Source organism: Fructilactobacillus sp. X8R1C1, from assembly GCF_059900945.1.
In genome coordinates this window covers 253,289-270,525 of the sequence record NZ_JBWXVH010000001.1, presented here as the reverse complement: position 1 = coordinate 270,525, position 17,237 = coordinate 253,289, and the positions used below count along the sequence as shown (strand labels likewise).

Genomic DNA, 17,237 nt, shown 5'->3' with positions numbered 1-17,237 from the left:
TTATGTCGCAGTAGCTCAGCTGGATAGAGCAACGGTCTTCTAAACCGTAGGTCGAGCGTTCGAATCGCTCCTGCGACATCTCGAAAAAGGGGCACACGCTTGATATCTGGTGTGTCCCTTTTTCATTTGACTTATAACATTAATTTTTATATACTTATGATGTTGTAATTGTGGACTTCCACAGCTACAACCGCTCAGTTTGAGTTTTAAGGCCCATTGGGCACTTAATACTGGCGAGTCTAAGCAAATTATAAGGAGGTGCACTACATGTACGCAATTATTGAAACAGGTGGCAAGCAATACAAGGTTTCTGAAGGTGAAGCCATCTTTGTTGAAAAACTTGATGCTAACGAAGGTGACAAGGTTACTTTTGATGATGTTGTCTTTGTTAGTGGCAAGACTCCTAAGGTTGGTTCACCATTAGTTGATGGTGCTTCAGTCGAAGGAAAAGTTGATAAGCAAGGTAAGGGTAAGAAGATCCGTATCTTTAGATATAAACCTAAAAAGGGTGCTCAATCAAAGAAGGGTCATAGACAACCTTATACTAAGGTTACTATCAACAAGATTAACGCTTAAGCCATATGATTAAAGCTACATTTGATTTAAATCATAATTTAATAACTGGATTTAAAGTGACTGGCCACGCTGATTCTGGTGAGTATGGGCATGATATCGTCTGTGCAGCAGTATCAGCGTTAGCAATTTCTTCTGTGAACGGGTTAATTACCGTTTGTGACATTGATCCATATGTAGAACAGGATGAAAAAAATGGAGGATATCTCCAAGTTAAGATTCCGGTTGAACATTTGAATGATGTTAAGGTCCAAACGTTACTTAAAAGCTTTATGAATGGACTTATGGATATTTCAAAACAGTATTCGAATTACGTTGAAGTAAAATAACACTTTTAATTTGGAGGTGTAAACGCATGTTAAAAATGAATCTACAATTTTTCTCTCACCATAAAACCGGTGGTTCATCATCTAACGGTCGTGACTCAGCTGGACGTCGTTTAGGGACTAAAGCTGCTGATGGCTCATCAGTAACAACTGGTACAATTTTATACCGTCAACGTGGAACTCATATCTATCCAGGTAAGAACGTTAAACGTGGTGGAGATGACACATTATTTGCTTTAGTTGATGGGATTGTTCGTTTCGAACGTTTAGGTCGTGACAAACGTCAAGTTTCTGTTTACCCTGAAGCAGAAGTAGCAACTAAGTAAATCCAAAGAGGCCTAGCGTTAATGCAGGGGTCTCTTTTTTTATCAATATCGTAACTTGCTTTTACTTGATCGATATTGATATGATAGGAACATAAATATGTGGGAGGCATGAAAATGTCAATTTCAATTGTAAAAGTAAAAAATGGTATGACCATTCAAGCTGACAATAACATCTGGAAGATTGTTAGTTTTCAACACGTAAAGCCCGGTAAGGGTGGAGCATTTGTTCGTACTAAGTTAAAGAATTTAAGGACGGGAGCCGTTCAGGAAAAGACTTTCAGAGCTAGTGCTAAAGTTGAAAAAGCTAACATTGAAACCAAAAAGATGCAATACCTCTACGATGATGGTAGTGGCCTTGTCTTTATGGACATGGATAATTATGAACAACTAACGATTCCAAGAGAGCAAGTTAAAGAAGAAATGAACTACTTACAAGAGAATATGGAAGTTCAAGTTATTCAGTATGGCGGTGAAACTCTGGGAGTTGAAGTGCCTAAGACGGTCACACTTGAAGTAGCGGATACTGAACCTGGAATTAAGGGTGATACTGCTTCTGGTGGATCAAAACCTGCTACTATGACCACTGGTTTAACGCTTCAAGTTCCATTCTTTGTAAATAAGGGTGATAAGTTAGTGATCAATACTGATGACGGTACTTACATTTCTCGGGCATAATGGTCAGAAGGATCTGATTGTTTAGCCAATTGGGGGTTATATTATGGCAGCAGACGAAAGTTTCATTACACTCGACAATAAGAAATCAGACCTAGGGTCGATTAAAATTGCACCTCGTGTGATTGAGGTCATTGCTGGAATTGCGGCCGTGCAAGTTGAAGGTGTTAACCGGATGCGTGGCAGTTTTTCTTCCAGTGTTAACGAATTATTTGGAAGAAAAGAGCGCGGTAAGGGTATCAGATTAGCAATTGAAAATGGCAAATTGAATGTTGATATTTTTGTATACCTAAATTACGGGGTTTCGGTTCCTAAAGTTGCTTTAGAGATTCAAAACCAAGTAAAACAACAGTTGTTGTTTATGACTGACCTTCGTATCGGTTCCGTAAATGTTCACGTTGAAGGAATGATTCCTCCAAAGAGTACTGGTAAAGTTGATACTGATAAATTATTCGATAATGAGGATAAAAAGTGAAAATAAGTCGACATCAAATTAGAGAGTTAGCTTTTCAAACCCTATTTGCGATGGAAAGTAATGATGCTGTTGAACCAAGTGAATTTTTTGATTATCTTACAAATGAAGATGTAAAGGCACCAGAATATTACTTGGAAATTGTTAATGGGGTAAGAGAGCATAAAAGTGAACTTGATAAGATCATCACGGATCACTTAGCGAATAAATGGTCGATTGATCGAATTAGTAAAGCTGACCTGATTATCTTAAGAATTGCGCTGTATGAAATTAAGTATGAAGAAGCAACGCCAAATAAAGTTGCCATTAATGAAGCTTTAGAATTAGCTAAAAAGTTTTGTGATGATAAGTCACGAAACTTTATTAATGGCGTTTTAGATAGTGCGATTGAAAAATAAGAACCCGTGATGGGTTCTTATTTTTTTACATTTAGCTAGAACAAAAATAATATGCTAAAATTGTACTAATAATAATGTATCGGGAGATGTTTTCGTGGTTAGCATAATTGATGGCAGAAAGGTTGCAAGAGACCTGAACTTAAAAACAAAAAAGCGAGTTTTTAAACTAAAACAAGCTGGAATTACTCCAGGATTAGCGGTAGTAATCGTTGGAAATGACCAGGCAAGTCAAAGATATGTTCGAAGCAAAGAAAAAAAGGCAACAGAGTTAGGCATCTATTCCGTTAAGAAAGCTTTACCTGAATCAACCACGCAAGACGAATTGATCCAAATTGTGAGAAGTTTGAATGAGAACCCTGAAATCAACGGAATCTTAGTTCAATCGCCGCTTCCTGATCATATTAACGAAGACAAAGTGATTGAGGCAATTGATCCTACAAAAGATGTGGATGGTTTTCATCCCGTTAATGTCGGCAAGTTATTTCTTAATCTTAAGGAGAATTACCCGGTTGCATGTACTCCGAAAGGCATTATGATTTTACTATCGGAGTACCATATTGACTTAGATGGTAAAAACGTTGTGATTGTTGGCCGTAGTTCAATTGTTGGAAAGCCAATGTTAGCTTTGATGCTTAACGCCGATGCAACTGTGATTGACGTTCATAGTCACACTGATGATGTTTCAAAGTACACGAAGCAAGCTGATGTAGTTATTTCAGCGGTCGGCAAGTATGCCATATTAAATGATGATGATTTTAAACCAGGTGCCGTTGTTATTGATGTTGGTCAAAATATGGATGAGAATGGTAAATTGGCTGGCGACGTCGAATACAAATCAAAAAGTGACAATATCGAATATATCACTCCGGTGCCGGGTGGCGTAGGACCAATGACAATCGCAACCTTGATGCAACAAACGGTTGATATGTGTGAATGGAGCAAAAAGAGTGGCAAGTAAATATTTAACTGTATCAGCTTTGACGCAGTATATCAAAAAGAAATTTGACGTTGACCCATACCTAGGACGAGTTTACCTTACCGGTGAAATCTCCAACTTTCGCTTGCGACCAACTCATCAATATTTTAGTTTAAAGGATGACAACTCAAAAATTAACGTTACGATGTTTAAATCGGCCTTCTCTAAGGTTAAATTCATGCCAGAGGAGGGAATGAAAGTCCTTGTTACTGGACATGTTTCCGTGTATGAAAAAACCGGAATGTATCAGTTTTATATTGATCACATGGAACCGGATGGAGTAGGTCAACTTTATGAAGCCTACGAACAGTTAAAAAATAAACTTGCCAAAGAGGGCTTGTTTGAGGAAATTCATAAAAAACCTCTTCCAATGTATCCTAAGAGAATTGCTGTAGTCACGTCTCAAAGTGGTGCAGTTATTAAGGACATCATCACTACCGTTAGACGGAGATTTCCGATTGCTCAAATTGTTTTGTTTCCAGCAGCTGTTCAGGGTGAGAATGCAGCGAGTGAGATCGCTCATCAAATTAACCGAGTCAACGAAATTGGCGGCTTCGATACTCTTATTATTGGTCGTGGTGGTGGTTCTATTGAAGATTTATGGCCATTTAATGAAGAAATTGTCGCAAGAGCTATTTATAATAGTAAAATTCCAGTGATTTCATCAGTTGGACATGAAACTGATACAACGATTGCTGATTTAGTTTCTGACAAACGGGCAGCAACCCCGACCGCAGCTGCGGAGTTGGCAGTTCCTGTGCTTAGTGATGTAATTCTTGATTTAAAGACTAAACAGACTAGGATTTATAATGCCATGGATAACATTTTGGCCCGTTCGAGGTCACAATACGATAAAGTAATGAATTCTTACGTTTTTAACCAGCCCGAACGTCTTTATGAATCCTATGTCCAGCAATTAGATACTTTAAATACCAAACTGGGTACTAACATGAAAGATTTACTAAATCATTACCATAATCAACTTCAAGCTTATTTAGAACAACTAAAATTAAACTCACCGGTTCATAGCATCAATGCAAACCAAAAACAGGTTAATTATTATCTTGAATCGATGAAAAAGTCCGTTCAAGTGATTTTGAAAACAAAACGGAATCAGTTAAATTCAAACGTCAGTGCACTCGACCATCTCAGCCCACTACGTTTAATGAGTTCTGGATATGGGATGGTTACAAATGATCATGAGAAATTAGTTAAGTCGGCTAAGGATTTAAAAAAGGATGAACACATTCGTATTCAGTTCAGTGATGGAAGTGCTAGTGCAACCGTTGATCATGTTGGACTTAAAGGAGACAGTAAATAATGGCAGATAAAAAACCAACTTTTGAAGAAAATATGGATAAATTAGAAGAAATTGTTAATCAACTTGAACAGGGGGACGTACCTTTAGAAAAAGCCCTTTCAGAATTTAAAGATGGAGTTGAGTTAAGTAACGAAATGCAAAAGACACTTTCAAATGCACAAAAAACGCTTACTAAAATGATGGATGACAGTGATAATGAAATCCCATTTGATCGTGATCAACAAGGTGGAGACAGTGATGACACCCAATAAACAAACTCTTTCAGAATTTAAAGATAAATATATTCCGAAAATCGATCAAACTTTAGAAACAAACATTGATAAGTCGAGCTCGATAAAATTAATTGTAGATGCCATGAAATATTCTTTGATGGCTGGTGGAAAACGATTACGACCATTATTGACGTTAGCCACCCTAAAAACTTTGAATTACGAAGTTGACGAGTCCACCATTAAAACCAGTTCTGCGGTTGAGTTAGTTCATACCTATTCTTTAATTCATGATGATCTACCAGCCATGGACAATGATGATTATCGTCGTGGTCAACTCTCCAATCACAAAAAATTTGGCGCTGATATTGCAACTTTAGCTGGAGACGGATTGTTGACGTTAGCGTTTAACTGGCTTTCAAGAGCTGATTTGTCAGCTGTAAAAAAAGTTCAATTGATTCAGTTATTGTCCCATGCTGCTGGTCCAGACGGAATGGTAGCTGGTCAAACTGTAGATGTTAGTTCAGATAACCAACATTTGAATCTGGATGAATTAATGCATTTACATAGAAACAAAACCGGTGAGCTGTTTCATTATTGTGTTATAGCAGGAGCGACCATTGCTGATGCTGATCAAGCAAGTCGGAAATGTTTATCTGCGTTTGCTTGGAATTTTGGGCTAGCATTTCAAATATTTGATGATATTAAAGATGCTCCTAACCTTGAAAATCAGGATGATGTTGATAAAAATACGTATGTAAATTTGTTGGGAATTAATGGAGCAATTCAAAAATTAGATGAGACTGTTAGTAAAAGTCAAGAGGCATTAAGTAAGTTGCCGGATGAATTTTCACCCGATTTGTTAGATTCATTTTTATCTTATTTTGTGGTGAAAAAGTGAGGTTATAATGGCAAAGGATAAAGAGCGGGTTGATGTCTTACTTGTCAAGCAAGGATTGTTTGACACACGCGAAAGGGCAAAAAGAGCCGTCATGGCTGGTGAAGTACTTGGAAAAAATGAACAACGCATGGATAAGCCTGGGGTGAAGATTCCAGTTGAAACCAAGCTGCATTTAAAGGGAAATGCACTTCCCTTTGTCAGTCGGGGTGGATTAAAATTAGCAAAAGCACTCAAAAGTTTTAATGTTAGTGTTCGTGATAGAATCGTTTTGGACATCGGATCCTCCACCGGTGGATTTACGGATGTAATGTTACAAAATGGAGCTAAATTGAGTTACGCCTTAGATGTTGGGACAAACCAATTAGTTTGGAAGCTTAGAAACGACCCTCGTGTTGTTGTAATGGAGAATACTAATTTTAGGTACAGTAAACCAGAAGATTTTACTTGTGGAGAACCTAGTTTCGCCTCAATTGACGTTTCTTTTATTTCTCTTAAATTAATTTTAAAGCCCTTAAAATCAATTTTAGTTAAAAATGGGGAAGTAGTGGCATTAATAAAACCCCAGTTTGAGGCTGGTCGTGGAAACGTTGGTAAGCATGGCATTGTAAGGGACAAAAACGTGCATAAACAGGTGATTACTAACGTCATTCAGTTTGCGACTGAGGCTGGTTTTTCTGTTTTAGGACTTGATTTTTCTCCCATCAAGGGTGGTGAAGGGAATATCGAATTCTTGATTCATCTAAAGTCATCTGATGACCCTGAAGTAGGAAACGATGTTGCAGTTGAAGATGTCATGGATCGGGCTTATAAAAGTTTAAATAATTAAGAAGGTGAGAAGTTGTTACAGGAAATTTCAATCAAAGACTTTGCGATTATTGATCAATTGGAAGTTAATTTTTACTCAGGGATGACAGTTCTGTCAGGAGAAACTGGTGCAGGAAAGTCGATTATTATTGATGCCGTTGGTCTACTTGCTGGTGGTAGGGGATCGTCTCACTTTATTAGAAAGGGTGCGAACAAATCAATTTTACAGGGAATGTTTGCCATTCCTAAAGATGGTCTTACTGCTCATGTGTTGGATAAATTTGGGATCGAACATGATGATGATACGGTAATTTTACAGCGTGAATTATATCGTAATGGCCGCAACGTATGTCGCATCAATGGCATATTGGTGAATACAAATACGCTAAAAAAAGTTGGCGAAACTTTGGTTGATATTTATGGACAAAATGAACATCAAGCGCTGATGCAACCTGATAAGCACATTGGGTTACTTGATGAATTTGCTGGCGACAGCCTCAAACCTACGCTTAAGCTTTATCAGGAACAATATGAAAAATACCTTAAATTAAAGAAAGAATTAAATAATAAAAATAAAAATGAAAAAGAATGGGCTCAACGCATTGATATGCTTAAGTACCAGGTAAATGAAATTGAAACGGCTGATTTAACGGATGGCGAAGAAGAAGATCTGATAGCCGAAAGGGATCGTTTAAATAATTTTCAAGCCATTAGCGATAGTCTAGGAAGAAGTTTTAATGATATTAATGGTGATGAAAGTATTAGTCCGATTGATATGATCGGGGATGCCATGAATGCTCTTGAAGATTTAGAACGGTTAGATGATGAGTTTAAGTCAATTTCTGAGAATGTTAAAAATGCTTATTATACGCTGCAAGATGCTTCTGGAGAGATTAGTAATCAGATGGATAATTTGGAGTTTGAACCTGACAGATTGAACGAAGTTGAGCAACGCTTAAATACTATTTTTGAGTTAAAACGAAAATACGGTGATTCGATTAAACAGATTTTAAAGTATTACGATAAAATCTCTGGTGAATTAACTGATATGGAGACGGATGAAAAGAGTGGCAATAATTTAGAAGAACGCTTCAATGCTTCCGTCAAAGAATTAAATAAACTTGGGAAAAAGTTAAGTGATATTAGACATCAGCAAGCCGAAAAGTTAACTGCTGAAATTCATCAACAATTAGCTGATTTGTACATGGATAAAACGCAGTTCGAAGTTCGTTTTTCCAATTTACCTAAAGATACTTTTAATCGAAATGGAATTGAAGAAGTTGAGTTTTACATCCGAACGAATCCGGGTGAGGACATGGCACCGTTATCCAAAATTGCCTCAGGTGGTGAACTTTCTCGAATTATGTTAGCTCTTAAAACGATCTTTTCCCGCGTCCAAGGAGTAACTTCAATCGTGTTTGACGAGGTAGATACGGGTGTTTCGGGAAGAGTGGCTCAAGCAATTGCAGATAAAATTAGTGCAATTGGTAAGAAATCCCAGGTTTTGTGTATCACCCATCTGCCACAGGTTGCCGCCATGGCTGATAATCATGATTTCATCTCGAAGCATGTTGATTCTAATAATCGAACGGAAACTTCGGTTCAACCCTTATCAGGTGAGCAACGAGTTAAGGAACTTGCTAGAATGTTAGCAGGAACCACAGTTACTAAGTTAACCATGGAACACGCTTCTGAACTTTTAAACTTGGCCAATCAACAAAAAAGACAAAAAATTAAATAGCATTCATTTTATCTCTTATTGATTAATTGATTTATAAATTGCATAATATATATAAAGAAGTTACGAAAAAGGAGCGGTTTAAGTGAGTGAAAGAGGAATGTTAATTGTTCTTTCTGGTCCAAGTGGAGTGGGGAAGGGAACGGTTAGAAAAGCCCTTTTTAATGAGCCTGATGTCGATTTCAAGTATTCAATCTCGATGACTACCAGAAAACCCCGTGAGGGAGAAGTTAACGGGGTTGATTATTACTTTGTTTCAAAGGATCAATTTGAACAGAATATTAAAAATGGTAAGATGCTGGAGTATGCTAAGTATGTTGACAATTATTATGGCACCCCGTTACAATACGTAAACGAGACATTAGATTCAGGAAGAGATGTTTTTCTGGAAATTGAAGTTAATGGTGCCATGCAGGTGCGTGCCAACTGCCCCGATGGAGTTTTTATTTTCCTAACTCCACCTGACATTGATTCACTTAGGGATCGTTTGGTTGGCCGTGGGACTGATGATATTGAAGTTATCAACAAACGAATTGAAAAAGCTTCTAAGGAAATCCGAATGATGCAAAACTATGATTATGCAGTTGTGAATGATAAGGTTTCAAATGCGGTAGACCGAATTAAAACAATTGTTAAAAGTGAACGTTTAAAGGTAAACCGTGTTATGCCAAATTATCTTAATAAATTAGGAGATGAAGTTTAATGTTTATTTATCCACCACTTGAAGATTTATTGCAACACGTTGATTCAAGATATTCGCTCGTTATGTTAGCAAGCAAAAGAGCTGAAGAACTTGATCAAGGTGCGAAACCACTGCTTTCCCATTATAAGTCAGTAAAATCAGTTGGAATGGCGTTGGAAGAAATTGCTGCCGGCGTGTTAACCATCGCTCCAAAAAGTAAGTAAGAAAGGACTTTTGTGATGAATCTCATCACAGGGTCTTTTTTTATTAAATGAATAATAAGGGATGTGTAGTATAATTAATAAGAAATACTTTGGAGGGTATAATTTTGTTAAACGGGAAGCAAATTGTCTTATTTGTATCTGGTAGCGTTGCTGCTTATAAGGCAGTTTATTTATTGAGACTTTTAAAAAAGAATGGTGCTAGTGTCAAAGTTGTAATGACACCGTTTGCCAAACGATTTGTCTCGAAATTAACTTTTCAAGTTTTATCGAAGAATGATGTCTATGATGATCAAAGTTATTTTGATGACTCAACAACGATTAATCATATTGGGCTAGCTAAATGGGCCGATTTGGCAATTGTTGCCCCTGCTACCGCTGATTTTATTTCTAAAACAGCAAATGGGATTGCGGATGATTTTGCAAGTACGACTATGTTAGCCATGGAGTGCCCCAAGTATTTTGCGCCAGCAATGAATGATGTCATGCTAAAAAATCCAGCTACCCAAAGAAATCTTCAAAGATTAAAAGATGATGGTATCGAATTTATTGAGCCACAAGTTGGTCCACTAGCCGAAGGATATTCAGCTCTAGGTCGACTTGCTGAACCAGAAGAAATTTATCAGTTTGTGGTTAGTCAATTAAGTGATCATGATGACCAACCTCTTTCTGGGGTTAATATACTAGTAACTGCTGGTGGTACTAGAGAACCAATTGATCCGGTTAGGTACTTATCAAATAATTCATCAGGAAAGATGGGATATGCAATTGCTGAGGTTGCTAAAGAAATGGGGGCTAAAGTGACACTTGTAAGTGCCAACAGTCAGTGCCAGATTCCAGATGGTGTGAAAGTTATCAAAGTTAGTTCTGCTGATCAACTGGAGCACCAGGTACAACGCTTATTTTCAGATAATCAGGTTTTGATTATGGCTGCTGCAGTTAGTGATTTTAAACCTGCTCATGCGGAAAAACAAAAAATAAAGAAGGATCAAGACCATGATTCTTTAGATCTCCATCTAATTAAGAACGATGATATTGTTGCAAAAGTGGCACAACAGAAGAACCCTAATCAGGTGGTGGTCGGTTTTGCGGCCGAGACCAATGATCCTCTTAAAAATGCTAAGCAAAAGTTGATGAAAAAGAAATTAGACCTAGTGGTATTAAATGATGTTTCCAATTCATTAATTGGTTTTAATAGTGATGATAATCAGGTTTCAATCATCTCAAAGGATGGTTTGGTCAAAAAGACAGAAGTTGAGTCTAAATTAAAAGTTGCTAGTGAAGTGTTAAATGTCGTTGTTGACCTTTTATAGCTAATCTGTAATATGCAAGAATGGAAAGAAGGGGTAATTTGAAAATTGCAAAAGTGATTGTTGATGTTCCGACCATGCAAACAAATGTACCCTATTCATACTTAATTCCTACTGGATTAGAAGATCAACTGAAACGAGGCATGAGGGTCATTGTTCCATTTGGGAATGGAAACAGAAAAGTTGAAGGTTTTGTCGTTGATATTACAGATGAGAAACCGGACCAGCTTAATCAACTCAAAAAGATTGATAGTACCATGGATTTGAGCCCAGTGTTGAACGACGAAATGATTGAACTTTCTAAGTGGTTGGCTGATACAACTTATTCTTTTCGAATTAGTTGTCTTTTGACCATGCTTCCTAATGCGATGAAGGCAAGATATACAACCTATGTAAAAGCAACTGGAAATCTTGCCGATCAAGAGCTTAATGATAAGTTTAAAGACCAGAGTATGGTTCCGTTTGACACGGAGCATTTTAATAGTACGGAGATGGGGAAACTTGCTAAGTTACGTAAGAACAATAAAATCCAAGTGATTTACAAAGTTCAAAATGAAGCCAAAAAGAAAACGGAAACGGCCATTTTAAATCAATTAAGTGATTTTGGTCAGGCAAAAAAACAACTTCGTAAGAATGCCACTTCTCAATTAAACTTACTTTCTGTCTTAGAGAACCATACTGATCAACCAATTATTCAGACCCACCTCGTTAATGATCTTAAAATATCCAATTCAGCGATTAGCAGTTTTGAAAAGAAGAATTGGATAAAAAAAGTTCAGGTTGAGAAGTATCGTGATCCGTACAAACATGACATTACAATTGATCAACCAAAAAAGTTAACCGTTGATCAAGCACATGCTGTTCGTGAAATTGATCGTTCCATTGAAGCCCATCGAAATGAAACCTATCTACTTGAAGGAGTAACTGGATCAGGTAAGACTGAGGTTTATCTTCAATCCATCCAAAAGGCTCTGGATTTAGGTGAGACGGCGTTGATGTTAGTTCCAGAGATTTCTTTAACCCCCCAGATGGTTAATCGAGTTAAAAATCGGTTTGGTAATCAAGTTGCTGTAATTCATAGTGGTTTGTCAACTGGGGAAAAGTATGATGAGTGGCGTAGAATTAATAATGGAAAGGCAAAGGTAGTAGTAGGGGCAAGATCAGCAGTTTTTGCTCCTCTTTCTGATATTGGTATTATTATTCTTGATGAGGAACACGATACAAGTTACAAGCAGGATGATAATCCACGTTACCACACGCGGGATGTTGCCATTTGGCGTGGCAATTATCATCATTGTCCGGTCGTACTTGGGAGTGCAACACCTTCGCTTGAGTCAAGGGCTCGTGCCGGAAAGGGAGTTTATAAATTTTTATGCCTTCCCGATCGCATTAATCAAAGGCGTTTACCAGAAGTTTCAGTTGTTGACATGACCAGAGAAGAAGAGACTCATGATGGAATCTTTTCGCACCAATTACTTAGTGCGATTAAGCAAAGAATTGAAAAGCACGAACAAGTAGTGTTAATGCTTAATCGTCGGGGATTCTCGTCTTTTCTGATGTGTCGAGATTGTGGCTATGTTTTAAAGTGTCCCAACTGTGATATTTCTTTGACGCTTCACATGGATTCTCATACGATGAAGTGTCACTACTGCGGATTTGAGGAACCAATTCCTAAGTATTGTCCCAACTGTCACAGTAAAAATATTCGTTACTTTGGTACTGGAACTGAAAAGGTAGAGCGACAATTACATGAACTCGTTTCAAAAGCGCGAGTAATCAGAATGGATGTCGATACAACCCGGAAAAAGGGTTCTCATGAGAAGTTACTTCGTGAATTTGGTGAACATCATGCTGATGTTTTACTAGGAACGCAGATGATTGCTAAGGGACTGGATTTTCCGAATGTAACTTTGGTGGGGGTATTAAATGCTGATACCGGATTGGATTTACCTGATTTTCGTTCTAGTGAACGAACGTTTGATTTATTAACTCAAGTTTCCGGACGAGCTGGACGAGCTGATAAGGATGGAGAAGTCATTATTCAGACCTATAATCCAGATAATTATGTGATTCAATTGGCTAAAGACCAGGATTATGAAGCATTTTATCAAAAAGAAATGCAATTAAGACATTTAGCTGATTATTCTCCATACTTCTTTACCATTAAAGTTTCAATTAGTTCACTAAATGAGAGGCAGGCGGCTAATGAATCTTATGAGGTTGCTAATTATCTTAAAAAGTCGCTTGATCAAACTACCATTATTTTGGGGCCAACCCCTAGGCCGATTGCTCGAATGAAAAAACGTTATTATTTCCAAATCATTATTAAGTACAAACGTGACTTAAAACTCAATGAAAGCTTAAAGCATATTTTACAAATATCACAAAAAGAAGTTAGAAAGGGTTTACGGATCGGGATTGATCCAGAACCAGTCAGTTTTATGTAGGTGAATTATTATGAAATCAATTGTATTTATGGGAACGCCTGAATTTAGTGTTCCAATCCTAAAAGCTTTAGATCAGAACTACAAAGTGTTGGCAGTGGTAACCCAGCCAGATCGACCGGTGGGGCGAAAACATCAAATTGAAGAATCACCGGTTAAGAAAGCTAGTCAAGATTTGGGGTTACCGGTACTACAACCGCAAAAATTAGGTGGAAGTCCCGAAATGGAAGAAATCATTCAAATGAAGCCAGATTTTATTATTACTGCTGCATTTGGCCAATTTTTGCCGACTAAATTGCTTGAAGCAGCGCAAATTGCGGATATCAATGTTCATGGATCTTTACTGCCGAAATATCGTGGTGGGGCTCCGGTTCAATATGCCATTATGAACGGAGATAAAGAAACTGGAATTTCGATTATGTACATGGTCAAAAAGATGGATGCTGGTGACGTTTTAGCTCAACAACCTGTTAAGATTGAAAACATCGACGATACTGATAGTATGTTTAAAAAGTTGAGTTTAGTGGGACGTGACCTTCTCTTAAAGACTTTAAAAGAAGTTATTAATGGAACTGCACATCCCCAAAAACAGGATGAAGAACAAGTTGTGTTTTCGCCAAACATTAAGCGAGAACAAGAAGAGCTAGATTTTTCTCAACCTGCTAGTTTGGTTGATGCAAAAGTCAGAGCGTTAAGACCCGATCCGACCGCATTTGCAATGGTGAATGGGAAACCAAATAAGATTTGGGAAACAACGGTTATTGATGAGCAGACTGATTTAGATCCTGGTAAGGTGGTTAGTAAAGATAAACACCATTTAAAAATTGCTGCTGGGAACGGAACGGTTTTGGGAATTGAAGAAATTCAACCGTCTGGGAAGCCAAAAAAATCAATTACCGAATATTTGAACGGCAACCAGAAATTAGAAATTGGAGATCAATTTATTGACAGAAAATAACTCAAGTAATCCACGATACTTAGCCGTAAGAACACTAGAGCGTGTTCATGGCGGTGCATATTCTAATCTTCAAATCAACAATGTGATCGATTCTAGCACGATGAGTCTCAAAGATATTTCCCTGTATACTAATATCGTTTATGGTGTGATTCAGCACCGGTTAACGTTAGCTTATTATGTTGACCATTTAGTAAAAAGATCTGACAAACTTGATGGTTGGGTCAAAGAATTACTGTATACGGCAATTTATCAAATGCAGTATTTAGACAAAATACCAGATCGTGCGATTTTTGATGAATCAATTAAGATTGCCAAAAAGCGTGGGCATGATGGTATTAGACGACTTGTTACCGGAGTCCTTCACTACATCCAACGAAATGGATTGCCTCCAATTGATAAAATTAAAGACACTGCCACTTACGACTCAATCTTTTATAGTGTTCCGCTGTGGATTGTAAAGCAACTTAATGAGCAACTTGGTATGGATAAGACGGTTGATATACTTAAAAGTATTAATCAGCCAGCTAAGCAATCAGTCCGGGTGAGCCATCGTAAGATTTCTGATGATGATTTAAAGAAGAAATTTTTCCAAGAGGGATATGAGGTTAAGAGTAGTGAAGTAGCTGATCATGCGCTTATCTTATCTGGTAAAAGTGCTAGTGGTAGTCCTCTGTTTAAAGAGGGTTTGTTTACGATTCAGGACGAAAGTGCCATGTTGCCAGTTCAATCCATGGACATTAGAAATGATGACTATGTACTAGATGCTTGTGCGGCTCCTGGTGGTAAAACCACGCAAATTGCTGAATATTTGACTACTGGTAAGGTTGAGGCTTTAGATCTGCACCTCAAAAAATTAACCAAAATTGAGCAAAATGCAGCCCGAATGGGTGTGAAAGATAATATTGAAGTTCATGCCATTGACGCTCGTAATGTTTCTGAATTATTTGGTGAAAGTACTTTTGATAAAATCCTGGTTGATGCTCCCTGTTCGGGACTTGGATTGATGAGGCGTAAACCAGAGATTAGATACGATAAGACACTTGATGACGTTTTACATCTTGTAAAGATTCAAACTGAAATTTTGAATGCTGTGGCACCAACACTCAAAGTGGGCGGACAGTTGGTATTTAGTACATGTACCATCATGAATCAAGAAAATAGTGAGAATATCAGCAGGTTTTTAGATCAGCACCAAAACTTTAAACCGGTTTGGGTCAAGACAAGAAAAGACCTAAAGCCAAATCGTGATACAGATGCTTTAAAAATTTATCCAGACGACTATGATTCTGATGGCTTCTTTATCGCGGGCTTTCAGAGGATTCAATAGGAGATTAATGTGAGAAAAGGCAAGATTTATCAATCTTTGAGTGGGTTCTATGACGTTGAGTCCGATGAAAAAATGTACCGGACGAGAGCACGAGGGAACTTTAGAAAAAGAAATATTAAACCCATCGTTGGCGACCTGGTTGAGTTTGATGAAACTAATGTGAACGAGGGATACATTTTAAGGGTTTTACCAAGGTTTAATCAATTAGTTAGACCACCAGTTGCTAATACTGATCAAGCAATTGTAGTTAATTCAGCCATTGAACCTGCTTTTTCTTTCTCACTATTAGATAAGCAACTTGTGGCCCTCGAAAAGCAGAAGATTATCCCAATTATTTATCTTAGTAAGACTGACTTGTTAACGTCAAAAGCGCAGGTTGATTTTTTTAAAACGGTTGCGGATGATTATAGGAAAATTGGTTATGAAGTTGTGTTGCCTGATAAAAAAGATGATGTAAATGCAGTGAGTGATGTTTCGAAGTTACTTCCTCACAAACAATCAATCGTAATGGGTCAGACTGGGTCAGGAAAATCAACACTGCTTAACGAAATTGACCCTAAGTTAAAGCTTAAAACTGGAGTCGTATCTAAGTCTTTAAGTCGAGGGAAGCATACCACTAGGAAGGTGTCTTTACTAACGGTAAATGGCGGCTTGATTGCTGACACACCAGGCTTCTCTTCTTTTGATACTTTGGAAATTAAGTCAAATGAATTAAAAAATTATTTTCCGGAATTTGTACGTGCTTCACCCAACTGTAAGTTTCGTGAATGTCTGCATGTTAATGAACCTGGTTGTGCCGTGAAAGCTGGGGTTGAAAGTGGTACAATTCTATCGAGCAGGTATGATGATTATCTGCAAGAATATCATTTATTAAAAGCACAAAAGCCAATTTATAATAAGAAAAGAGGAAATTAAACATGATTAAAGTTGCTCCTTCAATTTTAAGTGCGGATTACGTAAACCTACAAAAAGACATTGAAAAGGTCGATAAGGGTGGTGCGGAATTACTACATATCGATGTTATGGATGGGATGTTTGTTCCAGCGATTGCCTATGGTCCAGGCTGGGTCAAAGAGATTCGCCCCATTACTGGATTAACACTTGACTGTCATTTAATGATTGAGAATCCTGAAAGATATATTGATACTTTTGCTGATGCTAACGCAGATATTATTGGGGTTCATGTTGAATCAACTTCCCATATTCATCGTGCTCTTCAAATGATTAAAGATAAAAACGTTAAAGCTGAAGTCGTAATTAATCCGGGAACCCCAGTGGAGATGATTAAGCCAGTCTTGTACATGGTTGATCAAGTTCTTGTTATGACTGTTAATCCCGGATTTGGTGGTCAAAAGTTTATTCCTGAAACGATTAGTAAGGTTAGAGAATTAAATAAATTACGTGAAGAAAATGATTCATATTCCTATGACATTGAAATTGATGGTGGTGTTAACAATAAGACGGTGGTTGACGCCTATAAAGCTGGCGCAAACGTCGCTGTAGCTGGTTCATATGTTTTTGATGCAAAAGATCCTGCTGCTCGTATTCAGGCTCTTAAGAACGCTACTAATTTTTAGTT

General features: G+C 37.6%; 20 protein-coding genes, 1 tRNA gene and 1 other annotated feature. All 21 genes read left to right on the top strand.

Annotation, left to right across the window (positions count from 1 at the left end):
* Positions 1-4 precede the first annotated feature (4 nt).
* The 21 genes from AC6UD1_RS01420 to rpe all read left to right on the top strand — a co-directional run bounded on the left by AC6UD1_RS01420 (position 5) and on the right by rpe (position 17,235).
* Positions 5-78 (top strand) — tRNA-Arg (locus AC6UD1_RS01420).
* Between the two features lie 100 nt (positions 79-178).
* Positions 179-251 (top strand) — a sequence feature (ribosomal protein L21 leader region).
* Positions 252-267: 16 nt separating this feature from the next.
* Positions 268-576: a 50S ribosomal protein L21 gene (rplU, locus tag AC6UD1_RS01415; RefSeq protein WP_500693691.1), complete on the top strand. Its 309-nt coding sequence runs from the start codon at positions 268-270 to the stop codon at positions 574-576.
* A 5-nt stretch (positions 577-581) separates the two neighbouring features.
* On the top strand, positions 582-902 hold the full coding sequence (locus AC6UD1_RS01410; RefSeq protein ID WP_500693692.1) for a ribosomal-processing cysteine protease Prp: 321 nt from the start codon (positions 582-584) through the stop codon (positions 900-902).
* A gap of 26 nt (positions 903-928) precedes the next feature.
* A complete protein-coding gene (gene rpmA, locus AC6UD1_RS01405) occupies positions 929-1,225 on the top strand; it encodes a 50S ribosomal protein L27 (protein WP_010021538.1) in 297 nt (98 codons plus the stop codon).
* Positions 1,226-1,339: 114 nt separating this feature from the next.
* A complete protein-coding gene (gene efp / locus AC6UD1_RS01400; RefSeq protein ID WP_039143941.1) occupies positions 1,340-1,900 on the top strand; it encodes an elongation factor P in 561 nt (186 codons plus the stop codon).
* A 43-nt stretch (positions 1,901-1,943) separates the two neighbouring features.
* Positions 1,944-2,372, top strand: a complete 429-nt coding sequence (locus AC6UD1_RS01395; protein ID WP_500693693.1) for an Asp23/Gls24 family envelope stress response protein — start codon at positions 1,944-1,946, stop codon at positions 2,370-2,372.
* The gene (gene nusB / locus AC6UD1_RS01390; RefSeq protein WP_500699511.1) at positions 2,369-2,767 is read left to right on the top strand and encodes a transcription antitermination factor NusB; all 399 of its coding nucleotides are present in this window, start codon (positions 2,369-2,371) and stop codon (positions 2,765-2,767) included. The genes AC6UD1_RS01395 and nusB overlap by 4 nt, the downstream gene beginning before the upstream one ends.
* A 94-nt stretch (positions 2,768-2,861) precedes the next feature.
* Positions 2,862-3,725 (top strand): bifunctional 5,10-methylenetetrahydrofolate dehydrogenase/5,10-methenyltetrahydrofolate cyclohydrolase, encoded by an 864-nt coding sequence (locus tag AC6UD1_RS01385; RefSeq protein WP_500707127.1) that lies wholly within the window; start codon positions 2,862-2,864, stop codon positions 3,723-3,725.
* Positions 3,715-5,064 (top strand): exodeoxyribonuclease VII large subunit, encoded by a 1,350-nt coding sequence (gene xseA / locus AC6UD1_RS01380; protein WP_500706561.1) that lies wholly within the window; start codon positions 3,715-3,717, stop codon positions 5,062-5,064. Before AC6UD1_RS01385 ends, xseA begins: the two co-directional genes overlap by 11 nt.
* Positions 5,064-5,315: an exodeoxyribonuclease VII small subunit gene (locus tag AC6UD1_RS01375; protein WP_500693697.1), complete on the top strand. Its 252-nt coding sequence runs from the start codon at positions 5,064-5,066 to the stop codon at positions 5,313-5,315. The genes xseA and AC6UD1_RS01375 overlap by 1 nt, the downstream gene beginning before the upstream one ends.
* Positions 5,302-6,174: a polyprenyl synthetase family protein gene (locus tag AC6UD1_RS01370; protein ID WP_500696732.1), complete on the top strand. Its 873-nt coding sequence runs from the start codon at positions 5,302-5,304 to the stop codon at positions 6,172-6,174. Before AC6UD1_RS01375 ends, AC6UD1_RS01370 begins: the two co-directional genes overlap by 14 nt.
* A 7-nt stretch (positions 6,175-6,181) precedes the next feature.
* Positions 6,182-7,000, top strand: coding sequence for a TlyA family RNA methyltransferase (locus AC6UD1_RS01365; RefSeq protein WP_500707126.1), 819 nt, complete (start codon positions 6,182-6,184; stop codon positions 6,998-7,000).
* A 12-nt stretch (positions 7,001-7,012) separates the two neighbouring features.
* Positions 7,013-8,719, top strand: coding sequence for a DNA repair protein RecN (gene recN / locus AC6UD1_RS01360; RefSeq protein WP_500707125.1), 1,707 nt, complete (start codon positions 7,013-7,015; stop codon positions 8,717-8,719).
* Positions 8,720-8,801: 82 nt separating this feature from the next.
* Positions 8,802-9,419, top strand: a complete 618-nt coding sequence (gene gmk, locus AC6UD1_RS01355; RefSeq protein ID WP_500693701.1) for a guanylate kinase — start codon at positions 8,802-8,804, stop codon at positions 9,417-9,419.
* Positions 9,419-9,622 carry a DNA-directed RNA polymerase subunit omega gene (rpoZ, locus tag AC6UD1_RS01350; protein ID WP_500693702.1) on the top strand — a complete coding sequence of 68 codons (204 nt, stop codon included), beginning with the start codon at positions 9,419-9,421 and terminating at the stop codon, positions 9,620-9,622. The genes gmk and rpoZ overlap by 1 nt, the downstream gene beginning before the upstream one ends.
* Before the next feature lie 104 nt (positions 9,623-9,726).
* Entirely contained in the window at positions 9,727-10,932 is a 1,206-nt protein-coding gene (coaBC, locus tag AC6UD1_RS01345) for a bifunctional phosphopantothenoylcysteine decarboxylase/phosphopantothenate--cysteine ligase CoaBC (protein ID WP_500693703.1), read from the top strand.
* A gap of 20 nt (positions 10,933-10,952) precedes the next feature.
* Positions 10,953-13,376: a primosomal protein N' gene (priA, locus tag AC6UD1_RS01340; RefSeq protein ID WP_500707124.1), complete on the top strand. Its 2,424-nt coding sequence runs from the start codon at positions 10,953-10,955 to the stop codon at positions 13,374-13,376.
* A 10-nt stretch (positions 13,377-13,386) separates the two neighbouring features.
* On the top strand, positions 13,387-14,331 hold the full coding sequence (gene fmt / locus AC6UD1_RS01335) for a methionyl-tRNA formyltransferase (RefSeq protein ID WP_500707123.1): 945 nt from the start codon (positions 13,387-13,389) through the stop codon (positions 14,329-14,331).
* Positions 14,318-15,658: a 16S rRNA (cytosine(967)-C(5))-methyltransferase RsmB gene (gene rsmB / locus AC6UD1_RS01330; protein WP_500707122.1), complete on the top strand. Its 1,341-nt coding sequence runs from the start codon at positions 14,318-14,320 to the stop codon at positions 15,656-15,658. Before fmt ends, rsmB begins: the two co-directional genes overlap by 14 nt.
* A 9-nt stretch (positions 15,659-15,667) precedes the next feature.
* Entirely contained in the window at positions 15,668-16,573 is a 906-nt protein-coding gene (gene rsgA / locus AC6UD1_RS01325) for a ribosome small subunit-dependent GTPase A (protein WP_500707121.1), read from the top strand.
* A gap of 2 nt (positions 16,574-16,575) precedes the next feature.
* Positions 16,576-17,235 (top strand): ribulose-phosphate 3-epimerase, encoded by a 660-nt coding sequence (gene rpe / locus AC6UD1_RS01320; protein WP_500707120.1) that lies wholly within the window; start codon positions 16,576-16,578, stop codon positions 17,233-17,235.
* The last annotated feature ends 2 nt before the right edge of the window (positions 17,236-17,237 follow it).